We start from the raw sequence: 23,682 nt of genomic DNA, 5'->3' as shown, positions 1-23,682 counted from the left end.
CGCGGAGGAGAGTGACGTCGATGAGCCTGCGCCTGCTTCAGCATCGTTCCGAAGACGGCACGCGGGGGGTCATCGCCGCCACTTCTTCCGGAGCGTCGACCGTTCCGGGCGTGTCCAGCGTGTTCGAGCTTGCCGGACGAGCGATCGACGATGGCGTGGGCATCGCCGAGTGGGTCGAGCGTGCGGGGCAGGGCGCGACCGTCGATCTCGGCAAGGAGCTGGCGGCCGGTCGGCTGCTCGCCCCCATCGACCATCCGGAACCCTCCCGCATGCTGCTGGCCGGGACCGGGCTGACGCACCTCGGCTCGGCCGAGGGCCGCGACAAGATGCACCGCGCCGCAGCCGACGCGGCGGTCCAGACCGACTCGATGCGCATGTTCCTCGAGGGGCTGGAGGGCGGCAAGCCTGCGGCCGGCGCGATCGGGCAGCAACCCGAGTGGTTCTTCAAGGGCGACGGCTCGCAGCTGGTCGGCCCCGGCGCTCCGCTCGAGATGCCGGCGCATGCGCAGGATGGCGGCGAGGAGCCGGAGCTGGCCGGCATCTACCTGATCGGGCCGGACGGTACGCCGCACCGGATCGGGCTCGCGCTCGCCAACGAGTTCAGCGACCATGTCACCGAGCGGCACAACTATCTGTGGCTCGCCCATTCCAAGCTGCGGCAGGCGGCGCTCGGACCCGAGATCCTGGTCGGCGACCCGCCCGCCCATGTCGAGGGAGTCAGCCGGATCGTCCGTGACGGCAAGATCCTGTGGGAAAAGCCGTTCCTGTCGGGCGAGGCGAACATGTCGCACACGCTGGCAAACCTCGAGCACCACCACTTCAAATATGCCCAGTTCCGCCGTCCCGGCGACGTCCATGTCCATTTCTTCGGAACGGCGACCCTGTCCTTTTCGGACGGCGTGCGGACCGAAGTCGGCGACCAGTTCGAGATCGAGGCCGAGCCCTTCGCCCTGCCGCTGCGCAACCCGCTGACACGGGCGAGAGAGGCGGTCGACCGGCCGGTGCTGGTGAAGGCGCTTTGAACAACAATGCGGGCTGCCCTGCGGCGGACCCGTCGACAATGGCGAGGAGAGTGCGCGTGAAGGGGAAGCTGTTGGGCGCCGTGACGGCCATGCTGCTGCTGGGCGGGGCCGCGGTTGCGCAGGACGTCCCGCGTCCGCTCGAGCGGATCGTTCCGCCCGCCGAGGGGGCCTCGCTGACACTCCATGGCGACCGGCCGGGTCCGGTCTACAGCCGCCGCATCTTCACCCAGTTCGCCGAGCATCTGGGCAACGGAATCTACGGCGGCCTGTGGGTCGGGCCCAACTCCAAGATCCCCAACACCCGGGGCTTCCGCCGCGACGTGGTCGGGGCGCTCCGCAACCTCGGCGTGCCGGTGGTGCGCTGGCCGGGCGGCTGCTTCGCCGACGAATACCACTGGCGCGAAGGGATCGGCCCGCGCGCCAAGCGGCCCGTCAAGATCAACACCCACTGGGGCGGGGTGACCGAGCCCAATGCGGTCGGCACGCACGAGTTCATGGACCTGGTCGAGCAGATCGGCGCCGAGCCCTATATCGCCGGCAACGTCGGCAACGGCACGCCGCAGGAGATGGCGGAGTGGGTCGAGTATATGACCTCGCCCGCCGGATCGCTCGCCAACGAGCGTGCGAAGAACGGTCACAAGCAGCCCTGGGCGGTGCCCTTGTTCGGGGTCGGCAACGAGCTGTGGGGCTGCGGCGGCAACATGCGCGCCGAATATGCGGCCGACGTCACCCGTCGCTACGCGACCTTCATCAAGGCGCCGGCCAACACCCAGATCGCCAAGGTCGCTTCGGGCGCCAACACCGACGACTACAACTGGACCGAGACGATCATCCGCAACGCGGCCGGGCAGATCGACGCGCTGTCGCTCCACTACTACACCGTCCCGGGCGGCTGGCCGCCGCGAGCCTCCGCCACCCAGTTCGACGAGGCCGGCTGGGCCGAGACGCTGGCGGGCGCGTGGAAGATCGATGATCTCATTACCCGCCACAGCGCGATCATGGACAAATATGATCCGCAGAAGCGGATCTGGCTGGCGGTCGACGAGTGGGGGACCTGGTACGCGGGCGATCCCGGTACCAACCCCGGCTTCCTTCGCCAGCAGAACACGCTACGCGACGCGCTGGTCGCCGCGATCAACCTCAACATCTTCGCGCGGCATGCCGACCGGGTGAAGCTGACCGCGATCGCGCAGATGGTGAACGTGCTCCAGGCGCAGATCCTCACCGATGGACCGCGAATGGTGCTGACGCCGACCTATCATGTGTTCGCCATGTACAAGCCGTGGATGGATGCGACGGTGCTGCCGATCGAGGTCAACTCACGCTGGTACAGCAAGGATCAGTGGGTCATGCCGCAGGTCTCCGCCTCCGCCGTTCGGGACAAGGCGGGAGTGGTGCACATCGCGCTGGCGAACGCCGATCCGAACCGGCCGGCACCGGTGACCACCAGCCTCACCGGGGTCAGTGCAACCATGGCCAGCGGCCAGATCCTGACCGCGCCGGCGATGACCGCGCTCAACAGCTTCGACGCACCGAACACGGTCCACCCCGCGGCATTCGAGGGCGCGCGGATCACAGGCGGCACGCTGAGCGTCACCCTACCGCCGAAGTCGGTGGTCGTGCTGGAGCTGCGATGAGGATCGCGCGAGGCCTGCTTCCGCTGGTCGCCGCCGGAGCGCTGCTCGGCGCGGCGCCGGCGCCGACCGGATTGGTGGGCACGCTCAACCTCCGTCTCGCTGGCGACCTTACGCCGGTCCACGACCCGGTGATCATTCGCGAGAAGGATCGCTACTACGTCTTCGGGACCAGCATGCCGAACGAGGGCGGGCGGTTCATCACCAGCCGGTCCTCACCCGACCTGGTGAACTGGACCAAGGCTGCCTCGCTGATCGATCGGATTCCTGCCTGGGCGGAAGCAGCGGTGCCGGGGACCAAGGGGATGTGGGCTCCCGACATTTCATTCGTGAACGGTCGGTACCGGCTCTACTATGCGGTCTCGACCTTCGGCTCGAACCGCTCGGCGGTTGGGCTGTTCACCAGTCCGACGCTCGACCCCGCCGCGCCGGGCTACGGGTGGCGCGACGAGGGGCTGGTGGTGCAGTCGACCGAGCGCGACGACTTCAACGCGATCGACCCCAACCTGGTGATCGACGCTGCAGGCGGTCAGTGGCTTGCGCTCGGCAGCTTCTGGAGTGGATTGAAGCTGTTCCGGCTCGATCCGGCGACCGGCAAGCCGGCGCGCGGTACGAGGCCGATCGCGATCGCCCGGCGGCCGGTGCCGGTCGGCGCGCCGGACACGGTCGAGGCACCCTTCATCATCCTTCACGGCGGCGCCTACTGGCTGCTCGCGTCCTATGATTATTGCTGCAAGGGCGTGAACAGCACCTATTACACGGTGATCGGGCGATCGAAATCGGTCACCGGACCCTATCTCGGCAAGGACGGCAGCTCGATGCTGGAGGGCGGCGGCACCGTCCTCCTTCGCGCCGACCTGCAGGAACAGCAGCGCTGGCGCGGGCCGGGCCATGCTGGCTTCCTGCACGACCGGGATGGCACCGACTATGTCGTGTACCACGCCTACGACCGGCAGAACAAAGGCGCCCCGACGCTGCGCATCGCACCCTTGCGGTGGGGCGCAGACGGCTGGCCGACAGCGGAGCAGTGACCATGACATCTGACCTCACCCGCCGCCATTTCGTTGCCGCCGGTGCGGCGCTCGCCGCGGCCCCCGCGCTGGCCCGGCCCGCGGCGGCCCGGATCGTCAACCCGCTGGTACGCAATCGCGCCGATGCGCAGGTCTTCCGGCACAGCGACGGCTGGTACTACATGACCGGCTCGGTGCCGGAATATGACCGGTTGGTGCTGCGACGCTCGCGCACCATCGCCGGGCTGTCGACCGCGACCGAGAAGGTGTTGTGGCGGCATCAGGCGAGCGGGCCGATGTCGGGCTTTATCTGGGCGCCCGAAATGCACCTGATTGGCGGGCGCTGGATCATGTATTTCGCTGCCGGTCCGAGCGGCGGCGGCGAGGACGTGTTCCGGATCCGCACCTATGCGGTAGCCTGCGACGGACCGGACCCGATGACGGGACGCTGGTCGGTGCTGGGCAAGGTCGATACCGGCTGGGACAGCTTCACCCTCGACAGCACGAGCTTCGTCCACAAGGGCCAGCGCTACTTCGCCTGGGCGCAGCGTGAGCCGGGGATCGACACCAACTCCAACCTCTATTTAGCGCCGCTGGCCACGCCGCTGACGCTCGCCGCTAAGGCCACCCGGCTGACCGTGCCGACGCTGCCGTGGGAGACGCGCGGCTTCAAGGTTGCCGAGGCGCCGGCTTGCCTGCAGCGCCATGGCAAGCTGTTCATCACCTACTCGGCCAGTGCCACCGACGCGCGCTACTGCATGGGGATGCTGACCGCGCGCGCCGACCACGATATCATGGACCCTGCGGCGTGGACCAAGTCTCCGGTGCCGGTGTTCCAGTCGTCGCCGCGCAACAAGGTGTTCGGCCCGGGACACAACAGCTTCACCGTAGACGAACGCGGCCGCGACATGCTCGTCTATCACGGTCGCGACTATGAGAAGATCAAGGGCGATCCGCTGTTCGACCCCAACCGCCATACGCGGGTGCAGCCATTCGGCTACCATGCGGACGGCAGCCCGAATTTCGGCGAACCTCGGGCCAATGGCCCGCTCGTCTGAGTAGTAGGACTAATCGCTAGGTGTGGCCGGCTTCACACGCTCGCGGCAATACAGGCATATCTGCGCAAACCCAGACTTATCTGCTTGCCAGACTCACCCGGCGATAGTTATCTCTTGTCGGAGTAATGCCGCATCAGACGGTTTCTGGGAGAGTGACAATGGCTTTCAAGCCCGTGGTGCTGGGTTCCGTGTCGGCGTTGGCCCTGGTGACGAGCGCTCCTGTTCTGGCGCAGACTCCGCCGAAGACCGGTGGAGTTCCGACCGACGCGCCGGAGACGCCTTCCGACGGCACACCCGCCCGCTCGGTCGGGCCGGCCGTTCCTCCGCCGGCGCCGAACACGAGCGATGCGGCCGCGAGCGACGCGGCAGCGCCGACGACAGCCGCAGCTCCCGGCCAGGCGCCCGCGTCCGGCGACGAGATCGTCGTCACCGGTGTCCGCGCGTCGATCGTCGGGGCGCTGAACGTCAAGCGCAACGCCACCCAGGTGGTGGACTCGATCGTCGCCGAGGACGTCGGCAAGCTGCCGGACAACAATGTCATCGAGGCGCTGCAGCGGGTGACCGGCGTGCAGGTTACCGACCGCGGTGCCGGCGAGGCCGGCGCCATTTCGATCCGCGGCCTGCCCGATGCGCTGACCACGCTCAACGGGCGCAACATCTTCACCGCGTCCGGCCAGGCGTTCGCGCTTCAGGATATCCCCGCGACTCTCGTCAAGCGGGTCGACGTCTACAAGACCCGCGCCGCCGAGCAGATCGAGACCGGCATCGCCGGGCAGATCGACGTGTTCACCCGCCGCCCGTTCGACTTCAAGGGCTTCGCCATCTCGGCGGTGGCCCGCGGCATCTACGACGAGCAATCGCGCCGGATAAATCCGATCGTCTCGGGGCTGATCAGCGATCGCTGGGAAACCGGCATCGGCGACATCGGCGTGCTCGTGAACGCCAGCTACACCCGCTACAACTATCGGACCCAAGCGGTGACGGCCGGAGCTCAAGTGCCGTTCGCGGACGGCAATCCGACCCCCGGAACGGGGCTCACGCCCTACCAGCGGATCTTCCCCGCTGCGACCGACCCGATCACCGGCGCCTATATTCGTGGCCCGGGCGCGGGCGAGTGGCAGCCGGGCACCGACGCGGGCCTGCCGGACGCGGCCGGCTCGACCATGCTCGTCAACGGCGTCGCCACGCCCTACCTTCTGTCGCGCGACGCGGTCTTCTCCTCGGACCTCTACGGCCGGCGCGAGCGACCCTCGGTCAACGCGGCGCTGCAATGGTCGCCCAACAGCCGCTCGGTCTACACCGCCGAAATGTTCTACTCGGGCTTCCGGGGCAACACCTTCAACAGCCTCCAGTTCAGCTTCGTTGACTTCTGGCTGCCGCAGCCGACCAACGTGCAGCTCTACGACGGCACCAACATCGTCCAGGCGCGCAACGCGTTCAACGTGTTCGGCTTCCAGAGCGGCGACTATGCGACGAACAAGACTGACGACTTCGTCTATGCGCTGAACGGCAAGTGGGACGTCGGTCAGAACGGCAAGATCACCGCGGACCTGTCGCGCCAGAACAGCAAGAACGAGACCACCTTCTTTGCGCAGCGGCTCAACCGCGTGGCCAGCGAGATTGACGTCAACTTCAACACCGGCAACGGCATCCCGTCATACCATTTTGCCGACGACCGCCTGCTGGCGCAGCCGACCTCGTGGAATGTCGGCGAGCTGTACGACAATGGCGACATCAACAAGGGCGGCGCCTACACGCTGCACCTGGACGGCGAGTATAAGTGGGACAGCGGGTTCCTCCGCCAGATCAAGGCCGGCGTTCGCTACGACAACCGCACGGCGCGCGCCCTGTCCCGCGCGGCCGACGCCGGGGCGCTCGGAGTCAATCTCTCGACGCTCGGTCCCGACGCTTATTATCTGAACCACAACTTCTTCGACGGGGAGGCCGATGTCCCGACCTTCTGGATCGCGCCGAACGGCTACTACAATGCCGCCAACGCGGACGCGGTGCGCCAGCTCTACCTGTCGACACTCGGCACGACCAACAACATCCGGCTGAGCAGCGACTTCAACTTCATCCCCGTGTTCCGGGTGCGGGAAGTGAACAAGGCCGCCTATGTCCAAGCGGACGTGGAGGTGCCGCTGTTCGGGCGCCCGCTGCAGGCCCAGGCCGGCGTCCGCTATGTCGACGTGAAGACCAACGTGAACTTCACCGACCGGTTCACCGGCATCGCAACACCGGGGTCGGCGAATGCGCATCGGCTGCTGCCGTCGGTCACCGTCCGGTACGAACCGATCCGCAACGTGCGACTGCGCTTCAACTATGGCGAGACGCTGCGCCGTCCGGGCTTCGGGGATCTCAACCCGAACTACACGTTGACGGGTGACCTGACCCAGGTCGGGCGCGGTTCGGGCTCGCGTGGCAACCCGACCCTGCAACCGACGCGGTCCAAGAACCTCGACCTGTCGGCGGAATGGTATTTCGATCGTGACAGCGCGATCTACGGCACGCTGTTCAAGCGCAACATCCAAGGGCTGGTGGTGCCGATCACCTCGCTCCAGGTGATCCCGGGCACCGGGCTCAACACCAACAATTTCGTGATCACCCAGCCCGAAAACGCGTCCAACGGCGTGCTCAAGGGCGGCGAGTTCGGCTTCGTCTTCTTCCCGCGCTGGCTTCCCGGCGTGTTCAAGGGGCTCGGCGCGCAGGGCAGCTTCACGCTGCTGCGCTCGTCGCAGAACATCCCGGAAGTGGACATCAACGGCAACATCACGGGGCAGAGTCGGACCTCCTTCTTCGGCGTGTCCAACTTCTCCTACAATGTCACCGCGGCCTACGATCGTGGGCCGATCGGCGCTCGCCTGTCCTACGTCTGGCGCCAGGCCTTCCTCCAGCGCAACGAGGCGCGGCTGTTCGCCAACCCGATCGGGGTCTGGCGGCGACCGGACAAGAGCCTCGACTTCCAGCTCACCTACAACCTCAGCAAGCAGCTCGGCCTGACCCTGGACGCGACCAACCTCACCAAGGCCAAGCAGCAGGAATATTACAAGTTCGGCGACAAGGGCGGGTTCGAGATGTACAATCTCGGCACCGTGCTGATCCCGCGTACCTTCGCGCTCGGCGTTCGCTACGCGTTCGATTGATGGTCGGGCGGTCGAGGGCCGGCCGCTGGGCCTTTCGCCTCGCCGCCGGCCTGTCCCTTGCCTCGGCAGAGCCGGCGTCCGCCCGTATATCGGCGCTGCCGCTCGATACTCACCGGATCGCGGCCGAGCGGTTCGGCAACGACGGCAACTGGTACGTCGACAATATTCCTTTCTGGGACTCCTCCGACCCGCGGCTCGACGAGGTTTATTACTACCGCTGGAAGATCGTCCGGGCGCACCAGCGTGACCTTGGACCCAAGGGCTTCATCACCACCGAGTTCCTCGACGACGTGGGCTGGCAGCGGGAGCCCTACGCCAGCCTCAACGATGCGACGGGCTTCCACCTCTACGAGGCGCGCTGGCTGCGTGATCGGCGCTATGCCGACGACTACATCAACTACCTCTACGAGGACGGCGGCAACGACCGTCACTTCAGCGAGGCCATCGCGGACGCCGTGTGGGCCCGCTACCTCGTGGACGGCGATCGTGCCGCCGCCATCCGCCACCTGTCCGCGATGCGGCATCTCTATGGGGCGTGGGACGACCATTTCGACTTCAGCAAGGGCCTGTACTGGATCGAGCCGCTGCTCGACGCGACCGAGTATACGATCAGCTCGATCGATGCGTCGGGCGGCAAGGATGGCTTCACCGGAGGCCAGTCCTTCCGACCGTCGATCAACAGCTACATGGCGGCGAACGCCCGTGCCATCGCAGCCATCGCCGCGCTGGCTGGAGACGGCGCGGTTGCCGCGGACTATGAGGCACGAAGCGAGGCGCTGCGGCGGCCCATGCTGGCGGCGCTGTGGAGCCCGTCGCTCGGCCACTTCGTCGATCGCTTCAAGGTAGACAACGCGTTCGTGCACTACTGGGCGCCGATCCGCGGGCGCGAACTGGTCGGCTATCTGCCGTGGACCTTCGGGCTGGTTAGCGGCAGCGACTATCGAGATGCCTGGGCGCATCTGCTCGACAGGCGCGAGCTGGCGGGTGCAGCCGGGCTTCGGACGGTCGAGCCAAGCTATCCCTTCTACATGCGCCAGTTCCGCTACGACAAGGCGACGGGGCGGCCCGAATGCCAGTGGAACGGTCCGGCCTGGCCATTCCAGACCACCCAGGTGCTGCAGGGACTGGCCAACTATCTCCGGCAGGATCGGCATGGAAGGGTGGCAAGCGCGGACGACTGGTTCCGGCTGTTTCGGCAATATGCCGCGCTCCACTACCAGGACGGCAGGCTCGACCTCGAGGAGGATTATGATCCCGATACCGGCCGGCCAATCGTCGGGCTCGAGAGGAGCCATCACTATTTCCACAGCGGGTTCGACGACCTGCTGATCACCACCGTAGCGGGGCTGGTCCCACAATCCGGCAACAAGCTGGTGGTCGATCCGCTGGTGCCCTCGGCTGGATCCGGTCGGCTGCGTTGGTTCGCGCTTCAGAACCTCCCCTACAAGGGGCGGCTGGTCAGCATCGTCTGGGATCAGGACGGAAGGCACTACCAGCGCGGCGCGGGCCTGAGAGTTTGGCTCGACGGCCGGCCGGTCGCGCGGCGCGGGGAGTTGGGCCGTCTGGAAGTCGGGATCATGCCGCGTCCGCTGCCCGCGATTGCCCGCCCAGTCGACCTTGCCGTCCAGCTCGTCCGCAACGCCTATCCGCTCCCGAGCGCGTCGAGCAACGCGGCGCCGGAAGCGCTCCACGATGCGGTCGACGGCCGGATCTGGTTCTTCCCAGAGCTAGCGAACGGCTGGACCTCGGCGGCGAACGGCCAAGAGCAATGGTACGCGCTGGAGCTCGGCCGCGAGCAGCGGATCGGCAGTGCGGCGCTGGCGTTCTTTGCCAACGGCGGCATCGTTGCGCCAGACGAGGTTCGGCTCGAACGATGGGCCGCGGGGCAGTGGGTGGCCGTCGCGACCGCACGCACGGTCCTGGCGAACGGCATCACCCAACTCCGCTTCTCACCCGTCCGCACGAACAAGGTCCGGCTGGTTATGGCGAAGCCGATCGGAAAGCCCGTCAGGCTGGTGGAACTGAAGCTGTTCGACTGACCCGCGGGCGCCGGGAACAGCGCACGCTGGTGACCCCTACGGGACTCGAACCCGTGTTTTCGCCGTGAGAGGGCGACGTCCTAGACCGCTAGACGAAGGGGCCAAATAGCGGGGAGGCCGGGCCTATGGGGGAAGGCGAGCCGCTAGTCAATCAGGCACGGCGACGTTCTTGCGCCTTGCTGTCACGCGCTGCGAGCCAGGTAACGAGGAGGTCGGCGATGCGCTCGCCCGAGCGGCCGTCGCCATAGGGGAATGACGGTCGGCTCATCGTCTCATGGACCGCCGGGTCGCTGAGCACGCGGGTCGCCGCACCGAGGATCCGGGCGACGTCGGTGCCGACGAGCAGCATGTTGCCGGTCGCGATCGCCTCCGGGCGCTCGGTGCGGTCGCGCAGCACCAGGAGCGGGATGCCGAGCGCCGGCGCTTCCTCCTGGATCCCGCCGGAATCGCTCAGCAGCAGGCGGGCGTTGCGCATCTGCTGGAGCATGGCGGCGTGGTCGAGTGGGTCGAGCAGCCTGAGGTTGGCTTCCTTCCCGAGCAGGTCGATCATGGTCGAGCGGACACGCGGGTTGGGGTGGAGGACGAGCCGCACCTCGACGTCGCCGCGACGCGCCAGCGCGGCGAGCGCAAGCGCGATCGCGGCCTGGGCACCGCCCCAGCTTTCGCGACGGTGGCAGGTGACGAGGATGTAGGGCAGGGCCGGCGGGGACGCCGGCGGGAGGTCCGCAACGCGTTGCAGCAGCGCGTCGATGGCGGTGTTGCCGGTGACGTGGATGGTGCCGGCGACGCGCTCGCGCCGGAGGTTGGTCGCGCTGGTCTGGGTCGGCGCGAACAGGAGGTCCGCCCGCTCGTCGATCTCGATCCGGAATTCCTCCTCCGGCCAGGGCATGGTGCGGTCGAAGCTTCGCAGACCGGCTTCGACATGGGCGAGCGGGACGCCCGCCGCCTCCGCCGCCAGTGCGCCGGCCAGCGCGCTCGACGTATCGAATTGGACGATCACCAGCGAGGCGGCCCGGACAATGGGCGCCAGGCGGAGGGCAAGGGCATCCGCGTAGCGTCGCGGGTGGCCGAAGCTCGGCATGCCGAGATGGCAAGCGGCACCGCCGAGCCCGAAGTCACCGTCGCGCAGCGGATGCTGGCCGGTGAAGACCAGCTGCAGCGGGTGGCGACGGTTACGCAACGCTGCAACAACCGGCGCGAGCTTGATCGCTTCGGGACGCGTGCCGACCACGACGCTGATGGGAGAAAGCACGGCCGCACCTCATGAGTGAGGCGATCCGGCCGGCGCAGTCTGACTCCATTACGGAGCCGGTTCAAGCCCTAGCGGAAGTTGTCGGCGTAGGCCTGGATCTTCAGTCTCACCGGCGGCGCGACCACGAGGTGGTAAGCGAGGCCCTTGCGGTCCGCGTAGGCAACCGCCTCTTCCTTGCTGCCAAAGTAAAGGCGCACCTGAGTATTGGTGTCGCCGGAGCCGTTCCAGCCGGTGAGCGGATCAGGCTTCAATGCTTCCTGCCGCTCGAACTCCAGCATCCAGCGCCCGTTCTTGGCCTTGCCGGACTGGGTGGTCTTGCGATCGAGCTCGATGATGCGGGCGACGGACATGGATGGCGAGTGGCGCAAGCGGCGCAGCGAATCAAGTCTGTCGCGGATCAGGAACGGGCCTGAGCGCGCTTGGTCTTGAGGGATGCGGTCGCGGCCGCCGGGTCGTCCGGCCAGTTGTGGCGCGGATAGCGCCCGCGCATCTCCTTCGCGACCTCGCGCCAGCTGCCTGCCCAAAAGCCGGGTAGGTCGCGGCTGGTCTGGATCGGGCGACCTGCGGGAGAAGTAATCGCGAGCGTTAGCGGTACCCGGCCACCCCCCACCATGGGGTGGCGATCGAGGCCGAACAGTGCCTGGGCGCGAACTTCGACCGTCGGACCGCCGGGCGCGGCATAGTCGATCGGGTGGCGGGTGCCGGCGGGGGAGGCGAAATCGGCGGGCGCCAGTCGGGCGAGGTTGCGTCCTGCTTCGAAGCCGAGAAGATCGTCCAGTGCCGAGCGCAGCGCGCCGGGCGCCACGTCGCCGAGGCGTCGACGGCCATCGAGCAGAGGCGGCAACCAGTCGTCGAGCCGCGCAAGGAGGTACTCGTCGTCGAGGGCAGGGATGCTCTCGTCGATGTTGCGCGCGAATTCGGCACGCGCGCGTACCGCAATTGCTCCCTCGCTCCAGGGCAGCAGACCGACCCCATGACGGCGCACGCCTTCGAGCAGGGCCTGCTCAACGAGGGCGGCATCTGGCTTCGGATCAGGACCGGCCGACAGGCGGATTGAGCCAAGCCGGCGACTGTGGGTGGGGACAACGGCGCCGCTGGCCGGGTCGAAGTCGGCCTCGTGGCGAATTTCAACCGTGGAGGCGAACAGGGCGAGGACCTCGTCTTGCGTGATCGGGGCCGCGGCCAGGATCCGTGCGCCGGCGGCACGGCCAGCGACCGCGGCGACGGCAAGCCACTCGCTTCGCGCCAGCGGAGATGCCGGGTCGAGCTGGAAGCCGCGGCCCCCGACGCTCTGCCAATGTTCACCCGAGGCATCGCGGCGCCGCGACAGTCGATCGGGGAAGGCGAGGGCCAACGACGCGGCGAGACCATCCTCCAGCCTTGTTCCTGATCCTTGCTCCGGCTCCGATTGCGCGACCAGCCGTGCCCAGCGTCGTGCCAGCCCGCGCGCGGCGTCGGCCCGAGGGGAGCGATCGCCCCGCCAGCGTCGATGGCGAAGGTCGAGGTCGGGCTCGTTGCCGCCGAGCCCGCGCTCGGTCAGCAGAACCGCGGTATCGGCCGCCGCGTTCGCGAAGCCGCGTCGACCCGCTTCGATCAGCATGTGCGCGAGCCGCGGCTCGAGCGGGAGGGCGGCAATGGCCCTGCCATGTGAGGTCAGGCGTCCGTCCTCGTCGATGGCGCCGAGCGACGTGAGACGCTGGCGCGCCTCGGCCAGCGCGGGTGCGGGTGGCGGGTCGAGGAAGGGGAGACGCTGGGGCTCGGCCTCGCCCCACAACAGGGTGACGAGCACCATCCCGGACAGGTCCGCTTCGAGGATCTCGGGGGGCTCGTGCGCGGGAAGTGCACTGGTTGCGGCTTCTTCCCACAGACGGATCGCGACACCCGGCGCCTGCCGCGCGGCCCGGCCGGCGCGCTGGGTGACCGAGGCCTGGCTCGCGCGCTCGGTCACCAGCCGGGTCAGCCCCGCGCCGCGATCGTAGCGCGGTCGTCGGGCGAGCCCGCTGTCGACGACGATTTGGACGTCCTCCAGAGTGACGCTGGTCTCCGCGATGCTGGTGGAGAGCACCAGCTTGCGCTGGTCTTCGTTCGGACGGGCGAGGGCAGCTCGCTGCGCGGCAGGTTCGACCCCGCCGTGCAGCTTGTGGAGAACGGTGCCGGCCGGGAGGTCGCGCAGCAGGTCCGCGGTTCGCTCGATCTCGGCGACGCCCGGCAGGAAGGCGAGCAGCGAGCCGGGATGATCGAGGAGCGCCCTGCGACAGGCCGAGGCGACCTGCGCCTCGATCCGTGCGACCGGGTCGCGTCCGGCATGCTCCACCGTGAGGGGAAAGCTCTTGCCCTCGCTTTCGATCCGCGGCGGGTTGCCCAGCAGACGGCCGAAGCGCTCGCCATCGAGTGTCGCCGACATGGCGACGACCCGCAGCTCTTCCCTCAGCGCTGCGGCAGCGTCGAGGGTGAGGGCGAGCGCAAGGTCGCTGTCCAGGCTGCGTTCGTGAACCTCGTCGAACAGGACAGCGGATACACCTTCCAGTTCGGGGTCGGCCTGGATGCGGGACAGGAAAACGCCGTGGGTCATGACGATGATCCGGGTCGCTCGGGACGCCTTGCTGTCGAGCCGGGTCTGGTAGCCGATCGTTCCCCCGGGCTGCTCGCCCCGTTGCCGCGCCATATGTTCCGCCGCCGCGCGAGCCGCGAGGCGGCGCGGGACGAGCAGGAGGATCTGCCCGGTACACCACGGTTCATTCAGCAGCGCAGGAGCTGCCGCGGTCGTCTTCCCTGCGCCTGGCGGTGCGATGAGCAGCGCGCGGGTGCCGCTCCGGAGGGCCGAAAGCAGGTCGGGAAGCACGGCATGGATGGGGAGCGAAGCAGTCATGGCGATAGTCTTAGAGCCGCTGCAAGCCATAGCCGAAGTTTGGACGAGTTGAAGAGGTCGACAGAGCGGCCGCTGGGAGGATCGGAACGGAAGCTTAACTTATGTAGCTGCGGCAAATCGGACATCTGTTATAGAGGACGCATCGCGGGCCTTTATAGTGGGCGCTGGCGACTGAGAGACTGGTTCTCCCGCCCTTCGTTGCGGGAGCCTTCATGCCAGAGCCGGATCTCACGCTGTTTGTGCGCAAGCTGGAGCGGAAGGGACAGCTTGCGGCGGCGGACGTCGAGGCCATCCTTGCGCTTCCGTTCAGTCACAAGAGCGTTCCGCCGGCGACCTATCTTGTGCGGGAGGGCGAGCCGCCCCGCAATTGCGCGATCTTGCTCTCGGGCTTCGCCTATCGACACAAGATCGTTGGCGATGGCGGCCGGCAGATCGTTTCTCTCCACTTGCCGGGCGAAGCGGTCGACCTCCAGAACCTCTATCTGAGCTACGCCGACCACAACATGCAGACGCTGACGCAGGCGGAACTGGCGGTCGTGCCGATGACGGCTCTTCGATCCCTGCTGGACGAGCGGCCGGCGGTTTCCCGGGCCATTCTCCTCCACATGCTGGTCGAGGCGGCGATCATGCGGGAGTGGGTTACCAACATCGGCCGTCGTGATGCACGGACCCGGCTCGCCCACCTGCTCTGCGAGTTCGCGGTCCGGCTGAACGGGCCGGAGCAGACCGGCTCGCTGTACGAGGTGCCGATGACGCAGGAGCAGCTGGGGGACGCGCTCGGGCTCACCTCGGTGCACGTCAATCGATTGATCCGCAGCTTCGAAGCCGAGGGCCTGATCAGCCGCTCCCGCCGCGCGCTCCGCTTTGCCGACCATCCGGCATTGCGTGAAGTGGGCGACTTCAGCTCGCTTTATCTTCACCTCGACGACCAGCTGATTCTCGGCTGATCGGTCAGGCCGGCTCAGGCCAGCCGGCTAGCGCGTTGAGCCGCCCAGATAGCGTCCAAACCAGGCAAGGGTCCGCGCCTTGAGGTCGGCGTTGTGCTCGGGGCTGCGGATGCCGTGGCCCTCGTCGGGGTAGATGACGAGGCTGGTCGGGACGCTCATCGCCTGGAGCGCATGCCAATATTCGATCGACTGGGTCGGGGGCACCTCGATGTCGCGCTCGCCGACGTAGATGAAGGTCGGGGTCTTGGCTTGCTTGATCGTGCGGATCGCCGAGACTTTCCAGTAGGCGTCGGGATCGTCGTAGGCGGAGCGGCCGAAGAACGGGATCATCCACTGGTCGATACCGTTGGTGCCGTAGTAGCTGATCCAATTCGAAAGGCCAGCGCCGGCAACGATCGCCTTGAAGCGGTTGGTGCGTGTGTTCGACCACATCGCCATGAACCCGCCGTAGCTGTGACCGATGAGCCCGAGCCGATTGTCGTCGATCGGAGCGACCTTCTCCGCAGCATCGATGCCGGCAAGGATGTCGTCGAGGTCGCCTCCGCCGAAGTCACGGATGTTGGCGCGGGTGAAGGCCTCGCCTTGGCCGTAGCTCCCGCGCGGGTTGGGCAGGAAGAGGTAATAGCCGGCGCGGAGCAGCGCGGCGTTCGTTCCCTGCCAGACGAAGTTCGGAGTGTGGGCGGCGGAGGGCCCACCGTGGACGTTGACCACCAGCGGCGCCTTGCTGGCAGCGGGACTCGTCGGGGTTAGCAGCCAGCCCTGCACGTCCTCACCGGCGCGCCGCCAGGTCACGCTGCGGGCGCGCGTCAGGGCACCGAAATCGCCGTTGACGCGGGTGACGGGGCGGAGCTGCGAAACCGGGCCGCCCAGGATCTCCGGGCCATGCTCAAAATCCTGACTGACGGCGGCGAAGCGGGCGCCATCGTCCGAGCGGGCAAAGCGCGCTCGGCCGGCCGTGATGGTGATGGGTGAGCTCCACAGCGGGGCACCGGCCCCGCGCGCAAGGTCGACGGGCACGATCTGCATGGCCGCGCCTGCCAACGAGGAGGCGACCAACCCGCTGCGCCCCCAATCGAGAGAGGTGAAGGTCTGCCGCGCACCCGGCGTGATGTTGCGCGGCGGGCCACCGCCGATCGGCACGGTGTAGATGTCGCCGCCGACCGAGCCGAAGTCGCTCATCAGCCCGCCAATGAAGGCGACGGTGCGACCATCGGGCGACACGCGCGGGAAATTCAGCTGGGTGGACGGGTTGGCGAGGCGAGTGACGCGGCCGCCCGCGAGGTCGACGCGGTCGAGCGTCGCCACCCACCAATTGTTGTCACCGTTGCCCGGCGCGCTGGTGACGACGAACCCGCTGGCATCCGGGAGCCAGTCATATTCGTAGACGTACCGATCCGCCGGCGAGACGAAGGCCGGAGCGCCGCCGCTCGCGGGAACGAGAGCGATGCGCTGCTCGTCATTCTGTTCGCCAATCTCGCCGACCTGGCGGACGCCCGCTTGCGTCGCGCCAGCCTCCTTGCGCGCGCCGACAGTGGCGAGCAGCGCGATGCGGCTGCCGTCGGGCGACCAGCGCGGCTCCTGCGCGATACCGTTGATCGTCGCCAGCGTGGCTGTGGCGCCGCGGACCGGGGCGGTCATCAGGCGGGTCTCCGCGCCGTCGCGAGCGAGGAAGGCGAGGCGCCCGTCGCGGCTGAACGCAAGACCGGAGTAGCTGCACTTGGCGCAGGGATCGATGGCCGAGAGGATCGCGCCGCTTGTTGCCGAGCGGATCAGGATGCGGGCGTGAGGCGCGGTCGGAGAGTCCGAGGTGAGATCATTTTCGATGGTCGCCAGGCGATCACCCGTCGGGCTCATGGCCAGGCCGCCGAACTGATGGAGGGTTGGCGCGGCACAGGCGGGAGCCGCGATCGTCAGAGCGGCGAGCGAAGCGGCGGCGAACAGATGACGCATGGCAGGACCCTCGGGAACAGGAGGCGGCGGAGACTCAATAGGCGCGGGCGACGGCGAACTCCGCAGCCTCGACCAGCGCGGCCTTAGCCTTGCCACTGGGGAAGGTAGCGAGACTGTCGATCGCGCGGCGGGCATATTGGCGAGCTCGCTCGGCAGTGTCGGCAAGCGCGTTGCAGCCGCGGATCAGCTGGATGGCATGAGCGAGATCGGCATCGCTGGTTCGGTCCCCACCGATCGCTGCGCGCCAGAACTCCCGATCATCATCCGAGCCGCGGGCGTATGCGAGGATGACGGGGAGGGTCATCTTGCCGTCGCGGAAATCGTCGCCGCGACCCTTGCCCATGGTTGCCTCGTCCGAGGCATAGTCGATCGCATCGTCGACCAGTTGGAAGGCGACTCCGAGATTGCGGCCATAGGCCTCGAGCGCGAGCTCGGCTTCCTCGCCGGCCTCGGCAACGACCGGCGCGATGCGGCAGGCGGCGGCGAACAGGGCAGCGGTCTTGGCACCGATGATGTGGAGGTAGGTTTCCTCGGTTGTGTCGAGGCGGCGCTGGGCGGTCAGCTGCTCGACCTCGCCTTCCGCGATGACCGCGGAGGCGTGGGAAAGGATCCGGAGCACCTTAAGGCTACCGTCCTCGACCATCAGCTCGAAGCTGCGCGAGAAGAGGAAGTCACCGACCAGGACGCTCGCCGGATTGCCCCAGATGATGTTGGCGGTGCGGCGTCCGCGGCGAAGGCCCGACCCGTCCACCACGTCGTCGTGGAGGAGGGTGGCGGTGTGGATGAACTCGACCGCGGCGGCGAGCTTGTGGTGGCGGGTGCCGGGATAGTCGAGCAGCCGGGCGCAGGCGAGCGTCAGCATCGGCCGCATCCGCTTGCCACCACCGGCGATGAGATGGCCGGCGAGCTCGGGGATGAGCGGCACCTCGCTCTGCATGCGGTCGAGGATCACCGCGTTCACCGCGTGAAGGTCGGTCGCGACCAGCGAAAGCATCGGATCAAGCGAGGGCGCGCGAGACGGATTGAACGGGTGGATGGTCGCGGTCACGCGCGCAGGCCTAGTCGGGGGGAACGGGAGGGGCAAGGTTGAGCCCGCCTCTTTCCTGCCGGTGAGCAGGAGCGGGAGGCCTCGCAAGACCTCCCACCCCGATGCTCCAAGCCTTCGCTCCGCAGGGGAGGCGATGAGCTTACCAGATGTGCACGCGCTGATCAGGCGCGAGGTACAGCTTGTCACCCGGCTGGATGTTGAATGCCTTGTACCAGGCATCAACATTCCGAACGACACCGTTGACCCGGTAGACCGCCGGCGAATGCGGATCGGTCAGGATCTGCTGGCGCATCGCGTCCTCGCGCTGCTTGGCCTGCCATGCCTGCGCATAGGCGAGGAAGAAGCGCTGGTCGGGCGTGAAGCCATTGATGACCGGCAGCGCGCCATGCTTCGCCTGGTACTTCTGGAGCGCGGCATAGGCGGTCTCGACCCCGCCGAGATCACCGATGTTCTCACCCATCGTCAGCTTGCCGTTGAGATTAACGCCGGTGAAGGGCGAAAAGGCGCTGTACTGCGCCCCGAGACGCGTCGTGCGCTCCTCGAACTTGCTCGCGGCTTCCGCCGTCCACCAATCGCGAACCTTGCCGGTCGGGTCGAACTTGCGGCCCTGGTCGTCGAAGCCGTGCCCGATCTCGTGGCCGATGACGGCGCCGATCGCCCCGTAATTGGCTGCCGGGTCCGCATTCGGATCGAAGAAGGGCGGCTGCAGGATCGCGGCCGGAAAGGTGATCTGGTTGGTCAGCGGGCTGTAGTAGGCGTTGATGGTCTGCGGGGTCATCGACCACAGCGAACGATCGACCGGCTTAGGCAACCGCGAGAGCATCAGCTTCCACTGGAAGTCCTCGGCGCGCACCGTGTTGCCGAGCAGGTCGCCCTTCTTCACGACGTAGGGACTATAGTCGATGTACTTGACCGGGTGCCCGATGCGCGGATCGAACGCAGCGAGCTTCGCCAGCGCCTGGGTGCGCGTCGCCTGGTCCATCCACGGGTTCGACTGAATCCGCTCCTGGTAGGCCTCGCGCAGGTTGGTGATCAGCTCGCCGATCTGCGCCTCGCTCGACGCCGGGAAATGCTGCTGGACGTAGATTTTGCCAACGCCCTCGCCGAGCGCGCCGTTGACCAGCGCGACACCGCGCTTCCACCGCTCACGCTGCGACTGAACGCCGGTCAGCTTGGCCGAGTAGAAGGCGAAGCGCGCATCGTCGAACGACTTGGGCAGGGCGGTGGCGTGGTCCGAAATGAAGCGGAACGCCATGTAATCCTTCCACACCGGGAGCGGCGTGGCAGCGAGGATCTTGGCGGTATCGGTAATCGCGCTCGGCTGGCGAACGATAACCGTGTCGACGCTGCCGAGGCCAATCTTGGCGAGCGCCGGAGTCCAGGCGATCTCGGGCGCGAGCGCATTCAGCTTGGCACGGTCCATGGGGTTGTTGGTGGCGTTGACATCGCGCAGCCGGGCGCGCTCCCATTGGACCTTGGCGATCGCGGTCTCGAGTGCGATGATCCGGTCGGCCGCCTCGGCACCACCCGGAAGACCGGCCATCCGGCGGATGTTGACGATGTAGTCGCGATAGGCCGAACGAATGTCGGCCATCTTGGGGTTGTCGAGCAGATAATATTCGCGGCTCGGGAGGCCGAGGCCGCCCTGACCGACGCTGGCGACGTAACGGTTGGGGTTGTTGAGGTCAGGTGTGATGCCGACACCGATCGGCGAGGCGAAGCCCGGCGCGAACATCAGGTCGACCAGCTGCTGCCGGTTCTGCACCGCGTTGATGCGGGCGAGGTACGGACGGACCGGCGCCAGACCGAGCTTCTCGATCGTCGCCGTATCCATGTAGCTGGCGTACAGCCCGCCAACCTGTTGCGATAGGCGATCGGACGGGCGCGCCTCCATGTTCTCGATGATCGTGCGGACGTCCTGCTCCGACTTGTCGGAAAGGGTGACGAACGGGCCGGTCGACGTGCGGTCGGCCGGGATCTGGGTGCGGGCATCCCAGGCGCCGTTGGCAAACTGCCAGAAGTCATCGCCTGGCTTGACCTGGCTGTTCATTGCCGCCTGGTCGTATCCCCAGGTGCCATAGACCGGCTTGGCGGCCTGCGCGCTTGCGGACACGGCAAGCGCAGCGGCAAGGGCTGCTCCGGCGAATATTGCACGATTGATCATCTAACGCATGCTCCCCATGGTTCAGGCCCTCAACTGGCCTGAGCAAGTGATTACGATATAAAGATCAATTACCAGACGTGAACCCTATCCGCGGGCGCCAGGTAGAGGGCGTCGCCCGGCTTCACGTTGAAGGCGCTGTACCAGGCGTCCATGTTCCGGACGACGCCGTTGACCCGGTATTTGGCGGGCGAATGCTCGTTGGTCAGCAACTGCGCCCGCAGCGCGCCCTCGCGGGTCTTGGTTTCCCAGCTGTAGCCATAGGCGATGAAGAAGCGCTGGTCGCCGGTCAGTCCGTCGATCACCGGCGGCTCGCCGTGTTTGGCGACGTAGCGGCGGTAAGCGGCGTAGGCGACTTCCAGCCCCCCGAGATCGCCGAGGTTCTCGCCGAGCGTCAGCTGACCCTTGATGCGCACGCCGGGGATCGGCTCGTAAGCATCGTATTGTTTGACCAAGCGGTCGGCATGGGCGGTGTACAGCTTGGCCGCATCCGGGCTCCACCAGTCGCGCAGCTTGCCGCTGCCGTCAAAATGACGACCCTGATCGTCGAACCCGTGGCCGATCTCGTGCCCGATCGTAGCGCCGATCGACCCATAGTTGGAAGCGGGATCGGCGTTCGGATCGAAATAGGGAGGTTGAAGGATCGCCGCCGGGAAGGTGATCTGGTTCATCGTCGGGTCGTAGTAGGCGTTGTTGGTCTGCGGCAGCATGCCCCAGAGCGATCGATCGACCGGCTTGGGCAGACGCGAAACCTGCAGGTCCCAGCCAAACCGCTCGGCGCGCAGGGCATTGCCGAGCAGGTCGCCGCGGCGGACCTGGAGCGACGAATAGTCGATGTAGCGGACCGGGTGGCCCGTGCGCGGATCGAAGGCGGCGAGCTTGGCGAGTGCCTGCGCGCGCGTCGAAGCGTCCATCCAGCTCGCATGATTGATCTTGTCGTGCAGCGCCGCACGGATATCGCCGATCAACTCGCCCATCTGCCGATCGCTCTCGGCCGGGTAGTGACGCTGGACGTAGATCTGGCCAACCCCCTCGCCGAGAGCCGCGTTTACCTCCGTGACTCCGCGCTTCCAGCGGTCGCGCTGGACCGGCACGTCGCGCAGCTGCTTGGAGTAAAAATCGAAGTTGGCGTCGTCGAATGACTTGGGGAGATATTGCGCGTGCGTGCGCAGGAAGTGGAAGGCGAGATAGTCCTTCCAGGTGTCGAGCGGGGTCGTGTCGAGCAGCTTGCCCGCATCGCTGATCGCGCTCGGCTGGAGCGCCATGATGGTTGGGACGTTGCCGAGGCCAACCGAGGCAAGCATCGGCGTCCAATCGAATTGCGGCGCCAGCGCGGTAAGCTTCGCGCGATCCATCGGATTGTAGACCGCCAGCACGTCGCGGCTGCGCTCTGGAGTCCATTGGGAGCGGGCAAGCGCCGTCTCGAGCGCGATGACCCGGTCGGCACGAGCCGCGGCATCGGCGAAACCAGCCATCGACAGCGTCTTGACCATATAGTCGCGATAGCCGGCACGATAGCGGTCGTACTTCTCGCCGGTGAGCAGGTAATAGTCGCGGTTCGGCAGGCCGAGCCCGCTCTGCGCGACTGCCGCGATATACCGGCTCGGGTCCTTGAAGTCAGGCAGGATGCCGACGCCGATCGGGCCAGTGAAGCTCGGATCGACGAAGAGGTGCGCAACCTGGCTCTTGTCACGTAACGCGGCGATGCGGGCGAGCACCGGGCGGACCGGGCCGAGACCCTGCGCCTCGATCCCCGGTTGGTCCATGTAGCTGGCGTAATAGTCGCCGACCTGCTGACCGATCCGCCCATTGCTGTCGGGACTCTTGGCCATGTCCTCGACAATCGCGCGAACGTCGCTGTCGATCTTGTCGTTGAGCACCGAATCGATGCCGGCAAAGGTACGGTCGGGAGCGATCTGGGTGCGCTTGTCCCAACTCCCGTTGACGAACGCGAAGAAGTCGTCGCCGGGCTTCACCGCCCGGTCCATCGCGCTGCTGTCATAGCCCCAGCTGCCAAACGCAGGTCTCGCGGCGCCGGCGGGTGTTGCCGCTACAAGGGCCAGCGCCGTGCCGGCCAGGATCAATCGATGCAAATTCATGGACTTAGCCTCCCCGAAGCAACGAGCCTTACGCGCGCGTCAGCAGACCGGGACTGTTTTTCGACAAACGGTCAGACCTGTCCTGCCGGCAACCGCAGCCGCGCCAGCAATCCGCCGAGATCTTCGCTCTCGTCGACTGCAATGCTGCCGCCGTAGATCTCCGCGACGTCGCGGACGATGGCAAGGCCGAGCCCCGTGCCGGGCTTGCCGGTGGTGTCGAGGCGCCGGCCGCGAACGAACAATTCCTCGCGCTGGCCAGATGGAATGCCGGGCCCATCGTCCTCGACGACGATGTCGACACAACCATTGGCGGGTTTCTCGATCGTGACGAATACCCGCCCGCCGCCATATTTGGCGCCATTCTCGACCAGGTTGCCGAGCAGTTCGTCCAGATCCTGTCGTTCGACCCGGACGCAGGTCTGGCGATCACCAGCGATGTCGATGGTGACGCCCTCGTGCATCCGCTCGACCGCGCGTTGCACCGCCTCCAGGCTGTCCCATACCTGCGTCCGCGCCTGAGCCGAGGCGCGTCGGCCGATGGCTCGAGCACGGGCGAGATGGTGGTCGACCTGCCGACGCATCGCCGCGCTCTCGCGGATCACGGTCGGAGCGAGGTCGTCGTCGCGGGCCATCGCCGCATTGGTGATGACGGTAAGCGGAGTCTTGAGCGCATGGGCGAGATTGCCCGCGTGGGTTCGGGCCTCTTCCGCCTGCGCCTCGTTGTGGGCGAGCAGCTCATTGATCTCGCTGACGAGCGGACGAATTTCGCTGGGGAATTCCTCGGTCAGCCTCGTCTGCCGACCCGAGCGGATGGCGATGACCTCGCGCCGGACGCGACGCAGCGGCCAAAGGCCGTAGAATGCTTGCAGCGTGGCAAGGATGATCAGGCCGCCACCAAGGATGACGAAGCTGATGATGAGCACGCGTCGAAGCTGCTTGATCTGGGCGTTAAGGTCATCCCGCGATTGCGCCACCTGGAAGCGCCAGCGGTTCGGCGACCCGGGTAGCATAACGTCCCGTTCGACGATGCGCAGCGGTTCGTCCTGAAACTCGCTGCTGTCGTAGACGTGTTGCTTGATGTCGTTGTGCTCGTCGACCCGCAGTCGCCGGTCCCAGAGTGAGCGGGACGGGAAGGTGTCGGCACCCGAGCCGCTGATCTGATAATAGGCGCCGGAGTAGGCTTCGAGGAAGCGCTGGTCGGCAAGCGGTCGGTTGAAGCGGACCTCCCCGTCGGGCCCGATTTCGGCCGACGCGAGCATCGACTTCATCACCGTCTCGAGCTGCGCGTCGAAGCTCTTGAGCAGGCTGACGGTCAGCACCCGATCAAGCGCGTAGCCGCCGCCGAACAGGAGGATGAGGATCCAAAGCGCCGCGACCGTGATCATGCGGCGCGTCAGTGACCCGGTGTTGCGCCGGCGGCGCCGCAGCTTCTCCGCCTTGGCGGCATGTG

General features: G+C 67.1%; 14 protein-coding genes, 1 tRNA gene and 1 pseudogene. 7 read left to right on the top strand and 9 right to left on the bottom strand.

All coding sequences use genetic code 11. From position 1 onward, the window contains the following. Positions 1-20: 20 nt before the first annotated feature. The 6 genes and pseudogenes from araD1 (at position 21) to HMF7854_RS11685 (ending at position 9,906) form a co-directional block, all read left to right on the top strand. Positions 21-1,022 carry an AraD1 family protein gene (araD1, locus tag HMF7854_RS11710; RefSeq protein ID WP_126719257.1) on the top strand — a complete coding sequence of 334 codons (1,002 nt, stop codon included), beginning with the start codon at positions 21-23 and terminating at the stop codon, positions 1,020-1,022. A gap of 38 nt (positions 1,023-1,060) precedes the next feature. After that, positions 1,061-2,659, top strand: coding sequence for an alpha-N-arabinofuranosidase (locus tag HMF7854_RS11705; RefSeq protein ID WP_420822363.1), 1,599 nt, complete (start codon positions 1,061-1,063; stop codon positions 2,657-2,659). Then, positions 2,656-3,687: an arabinan endo-1,5-alpha-L-arabinosidase gene (locus HMF7854_RS11700; RefSeq protein WP_126719256.1), complete on the top strand. Its 1,032-nt coding sequence runs from the start codon at positions 2,656-2,658 to the stop codon at positions 3,685-3,687. The genes HMF7854_RS11705 and HMF7854_RS11700 overlap by 4 nt, the downstream gene beginning before the upstream one ends. A 2-nt stretch (positions 3,688-3,689) precedes the next feature. Further along, positions 3,690-4,718: pseudogene (locus HMF7854_RS11695) on the top strand (glycoside hydrolase family 43 protein); the annotation flags it as partial. A 164-nt stretch (positions 4,719-4,882) separates the two neighbouring features. After that, on the top strand, positions 4,883-7,867 hold the full coding sequence (locus HMF7854_RS11690) for a TonB-dependent receptor (protein WP_126719254.1): 2,985 nt from the start codon (positions 4,883-4,885) through the stop codon (positions 7,865-7,867). After that, positions 7,867-9,906, top strand: coding sequence for an MGH1-like glycoside hydrolase domain-containing protein (locus HMF7854_RS11685; RefSeq protein WP_221766444.1), 2,040 nt, complete (start codon positions 7,867-7,869; stop codon positions 9,904-9,906). Before HMF7854_RS11690 ends, HMF7854_RS11685 begins: the two co-directional genes overlap by 1 nt. A 27-nt stretch (positions 9,907-9,933) precedes the next feature. On the opposite strand, the gene HMF7854_RS11680 is transcribed toward HMF7854_RS11685, so the two are convergent. The 4 genes from HMF7854_RS11680 to hrpB all read right to left on the bottom strand — a co-directional run bounded on the left by HMF7854_RS11680 (position 9,934) and on the right by hrpB (position 14,027). Continuing rightward, positions 9,934-10,009: transfer RNA gene (locus HMF7854_RS11680), tRNA-Glu, on the bottom strand. A gap of 48 nt (positions 10,010-10,057) precedes the next feature. After that, positions 10,058-11,158: a non-hydrolyzing UDP-N-acetylglucosamine 2-epimerase gene (gene wecB, locus HMF7854_RS11675; protein ID WP_126719253.1), complete on the bottom strand. Its 1,101-nt coding sequence runs from the start codon at positions 11,156-11,158 to the stop codon at positions 10,058-10,060. 68 nt (positions 11,159-11,226) lie between these two features. Beyond that, on the bottom strand, positions 11,227-11,508 hold the full coding sequence (locus HMF7854_RS11670; protein ID WP_126719252.1) for an NADH dehydrogenase ubiquinone Fe-S protein 4: 282 nt from the start codon (positions 11,506-11,508) through the stop codon (positions 11,227-11,229). Between the two features lie 47 nt (positions 11,509-11,555). Beyond that, entirely contained in the window at positions 11,556-14,027 is a 2,472-nt protein-coding gene (gene hrpB / locus HMF7854_RS11665; RefSeq protein WP_126719251.1) for an ATP-dependent helicase HrpB, read from the bottom strand. A 212-nt stretch (positions 14,028-14,239) separates the two neighbouring features. Here hrpB and HMF7854_RS11660 point away from each other — a divergent pair, with 212 nt between their 5' ends. Next, positions 14,240-14,974 (top strand): Crp/Fnr family transcriptional regulator, encoded by a 735-nt coding sequence (locus HMF7854_RS11660; protein ID WP_126719250.1) that lies wholly within the window; start codon positions 14,240-14,242, stop codon positions 14,972-14,974. Between the two features lie 27 nt (positions 14,975-15,001). Here HMF7854_RS11660 and HMF7854_RS11655 read toward each other — a convergent pair whose 3' ends face one another. The 5 genes from HMF7854_RS11655 to HMF7854_RS11635 form a co-directional block, all read right to left on the bottom strand. After that, complete coding sequence (locus HMF7854_RS11655) at positions 15,002-16,924, bottom strand: S9 family peptidase (protein WP_126719249.1); 1,923 nt, start codon at positions 16,922-16,924, stop codon at positions 15,002-15,004. A 34-nt stretch (positions 16,925-16,958) separates the two neighbouring features. Next, positions 16,959-17,972, bottom strand: a complete 1,014-nt coding sequence (locus tag HMF7854_RS11650; protein WP_239016953.1) for a polyprenyl synthetase family protein — start codon at positions 17,970-17,972, stop codon at positions 16,959-16,961. A 139-nt stretch (positions 17,973-18,111) separates the two neighbouring features. Then, a complete protein-coding gene (locus HMF7854_RS11645) occupies positions 18,112-20,085 on the bottom strand; it encodes a M13 family metallopeptidase (RefSeq protein WP_239016952.1) in 1,974 nt (657 codons plus the stop codon). A gap of 119 nt (positions 20,086-20,204) precedes the next feature. Then, positions 20,205-22,232, bottom strand: coding sequence for a M13 family metallopeptidase (locus HMF7854_RS11640; protein ID WP_126719247.1), 2,028 nt, complete (start codon positions 22,230-22,232; stop codon positions 20,205-20,207). A 71-nt stretch (positions 22,233-22,303) separates the two neighbouring features. Continuing rightward, entirely contained in the window at positions 22,304-23,617 is a 1,314-nt protein-coding gene (locus HMF7854_RS11635; protein WP_126720191.1) for a sensor histidine kinase, read from the bottom strand. Between the last annotated feature and the right edge of the window lie 65 nt (positions 23,618-23,682).

It is taken from the genome of Sphingomonas ginkgonis (assembly GCF_003970925.1).
In the GTDB taxonomy this organism is placed as follows: domain Bacteria; phylum Pseudomonadota; class Alphaproteobacteria; order Sphingomonadales; family Sphingomonadaceae; genus Sphingomicrobium; species Sphingomicrobium ginkgonis.
The sequence above is the reverse complement of the archived record's forward strand: the minus strand, read 5'-3'. Positions and strand labels throughout refer to the sequence as shown.

Bases quoted from the DNA above. Each gene is read 5' to 3' on its own strand.
- araD1 (WP_126719257.1), top strand. From the start codon at position 21: ATGAGCCTGCGCCTGCTTCAGCATCGTTCCGAAGACGGCACGCGGGGG.
- HMF7854_RS11705 (WP_420822363.1), top strand. From the start codon at position 1,061: ATGGCGAGGAGAGTGCGCGTGAAGGGGAAGCTGTTGGGCGCCGTGACG.
- HMF7854_RS11700 (WP_126719256.1), top strand. From the start codon at position 2,656: ATGAGGATCGCGCGAGGCCTGCTTCCGCTGGTCGCCGCCGGAGCGCTG.
- HMF7854_RS11690 (WP_126719254.1), top strand. From the start codon at position 4,883: ATGGCTTTCAAGCCCGTGGTGCTGGGTTCCGTGTCGGCGTTGGCCCTG.
- HMF7854_RS11685 (WP_221766444.1), top strand. From the start codon at position 7,867: ATGGTCGGGCGGTCGAGGGCCGGCCGCTGGGCCTTTCGCCTCGCCGCC.
- HMF7854_RS11670 (WP_126719252.1), bottom strand. From the start codon at position 11,508: ATGTCCGTCGCCCGCATCATCGAGCTCGATCGCAAGACCACCCAGTCC.
- hrpB (WP_126719251.1), bottom strand. From the start codon at position 14,027: ATGACTGCTTCGCTCCCCATCCATGCCGTGCTTCCCGACCTGCTTTCG.
- HMF7854_RS11660 (WP_126719250.1), top strand. From the start codon at position 14,240: ATGCCAGAGCCGGATCTCACGCTGTTTGTGCGCAAGCTGGAGCGGAAG.
- HMF7854_RS11655 (WP_126719249.1), bottom strand. From the start codon at position 16,924: ATGCGTCATCTGTTCGCCGCCGCTTCGCTCGCCGCTCTGACGATCGCG.
- HMF7854_RS11640 (WP_126719247.1), bottom strand. From the start codon at position 22,232: ATGAATTTGCATCGATTGATCCTGGCCGGCACGGCGCTGGCCCTTGTA.
- HMF7854_RS11635 (WP_126720191.1), bottom strand. From the start codon at position 23,617: ATGATCACGGTCGCGGCGCTTTGGATCCTCATCCTCCTGTTCGGCGGC.